We start from the raw sequence: 2,490 nt of genomic DNA on the forward strand, positions 1-2,490 counted from the left end.
CTGCCCTGCGTCCCCGACGACACGACGGTGCTCGCACCCACCTGCCCCGAACTCCTCGACGCCCTGGCCGAGGAGCGCACCCGAATCACCAGGTCCATCGAGACGCTCGCTGCGGCCCGTGACATCCTGGACCGCCTCATCCGAGGCACGCCCGACCCTTGCTGACCGAACCCGGGCAACCTTGAACCTTCCGTGCTCATGCCATGAACCGGAGGGAGAGTCAGCCCAACCTGGCCAAGATCAGGTGCGCGCATCTGCCGCGATCCGCGCGGACGTCGCTGATCAGTTGGCGGACGACTGTCGCACGTCAGCCGACGGAAGACACTTGGCGAGCCGAGTTGTGATCCGTCAGCTGATGTGCGACGTAGCTCTGCCAGGTGATGTGCGACGGGTGGTCTAGGAAACTGAGGTAGCGATCCGCGGTCGCTGGCCTTTGATGCTACGGACTGGCTGGGTGGTGGTGCGTCGGACGACTTTGGTGTCGCCGTCGGTGAGTTCGATGGCAAGGGTCGTTTCGGAGACGGTCACGGTGACTGTCTGGTGCCGGTGTAGCCGACCGAGGGCGACCTTCTGGCCGGCGACCATGATGATGCCGCTGTTGGAGGCTCGTCGTTGCACTCGGACGGGTTCGACCGAGGGTCGTGGTGGTGGCCCGGCTGGTCGGGTGCCGCGTAGGCGTTTCATTTGTTCTGGGCGTAGCGGGTTCTTGCGGGTGCGCAGGAGTTCGCGGGTGTCCAGGTCGTAGAACATGAGAAGGGTCGGCTCGATGCGGATGCCGACTCGTCGGCCGGCGAGGATCTCGGCGGCCAGGACGATGTGTTGGCCCAGCGAGACTCCGCAGCCTCGGTTGACGCAGCGTTCGACCTCGATGGCGTCGCCGTCCTCGATCGGCGGCAGGGGTGGTGGGCCTGCCGGGGTGGCGCCTTGGCGGGTGAGGGTGGCCAGGTCGTTGACGCTCAGGTGGGAGCGGACGGTCTTGATCCGGATGCCGGCGATGAGGACGTGGATCAGGTCGCAGTCGGCCCAGATCCGGGCCACCATGCCGGCCCGGTGGGTGCCCATCCAGAACTGGCGTTGGCACACCATCAGGTTGCCCGACGGTGGCACTACCCGGTCGAACTCCACCGGCCCGTCCGACTTCACCGCTGGCGGCTGGGCCTGGACCGGCTCAGCGTCGGTCAGAGGCTGCTGGAGCGGGGCGGAGGGGACGGGGTCCAGGGTGGGTGGGAGCCACAGGTCGACCAGTGCCCGTTGCTGCGCCTCGACCGGCTGGAACCGGTCAGCCGGGGTGACCGGCGTTTTCGGGTCGAGCCCCTGGTGGGGTCGGTCGGTGTTGTAGTGCAGGACGTAAGCGTCCACCGCGGCTTGGGCCTCGTGCAGGCTCGTGAACGCGTCGGCGGTGTCGAGGAAGTCGGGCCGGACGGTGCCGTTCGACCTTGCCGTTCTGGTTCGGTGACGCGGGTGCGGTCAGCCGGTGCGTGATGCCGTTGTGGCGGCAGATCTTGTCGAACAGCACCTCACCGGTGCGGGGCCGGTACTTGCCGAACCGGTCGGTGAACTGCTTGCCGTTGTCGGTGATGATCTCCTCGGGAACCCCGAACCGGGCCAGGGCCTCCGCGAGGGCCAGACACACCGCACGGCCGGTGGCCCGCTCCACCACTTTCGCGATCACGCAGTACCGGGAGTGGTCGTCGACCGCGGTGACCAGCTTCGCCTCCCGCAGCACACCCGTGGCCGGGTTGACCAGCTGCACCCCACCGACGATGTCCATCTGCCACAACTGCATCGGGGCGGTCCGTTCCCACCGCTTATACGAGTCCTTCGGTCGTTTCCGGGGCCGGACCCGCAGCAGACCCTGCCGCTGCAGAATCCGGTCGATCGTCCGTTCCGACGGCACCACCAGATCCTCGACAGCCCACGGGCCGGGCCTGCGCAGCATCTCCAACCGGATCCGCCGCGATCCCCACCGAGGATGCTCCCGGCGCATCTCCGCCACCGCGACCTCAACCGCCTCCGCCACCTGGCCGGGCGATGAGTGCGGACGATGCGACCGGTCCGCCAACCCGGCCAACTGCTCAGTCAGATACCGACCCACCCACCGATGCACCGTCGACCGATGCACCCCACAGTTGGCCGCCACCTCTGTCACATCCGACCCGGCCAACACCGCCCGGACCGCGTCCAACCGTTGCTCGACAACCGACAAGACAACCAGCGCCAATCCCGGCCTCCCCGAGTCCCGACGCCCCGCGGAGACGTCCGGCCCAGAGTGCCGAAACCGACCACCGTCGCAGATCACCTGGCGGACGCGTGTCGCACATCAGCCGACGGAGGACACTTGGCGAGCCGAGTTCACTGCCGAATTGACCTCTTTAAGAATCAAGGCGGCCCGCAAAGCGGGCCGCGCCGGCCCGGCCCCGGCCTGCTGGCGACCTCCGGCCGGCATCGGCCGGGCCGGCCGGCCCCGCTTCGAGATAGGAAAAGCACACC

Annotated in this window: 2 pseudogenes; both read right to left on the reverse strand. The window is 68.2% G+C overall.

Going from position 1 to position 2,490, the window contains the following annotated elements:
• Positions 1-396: 396 nt before the first annotated feature.
• Positions 397-1,404, reverse strand: a pseudogene (locus tag ACWD6N_RS37650) (integrase core domain-containing protein); the annotation flags it as partial.
• Between the two features lie 106 nt (positions 1,405-1,510).
• Positions 1,511-2,299: pseudogene (locus ACWD6N_RS37655) on the reverse strand (DDE-type integrase/transposase/recombinase); the annotation flags it as partial.
• Positions 2,300-2,490 lie beyond the last annotated feature (191 nt).

Source organism: Micromonospora sp. NPDC005163, from assembly GCF_053599835.1.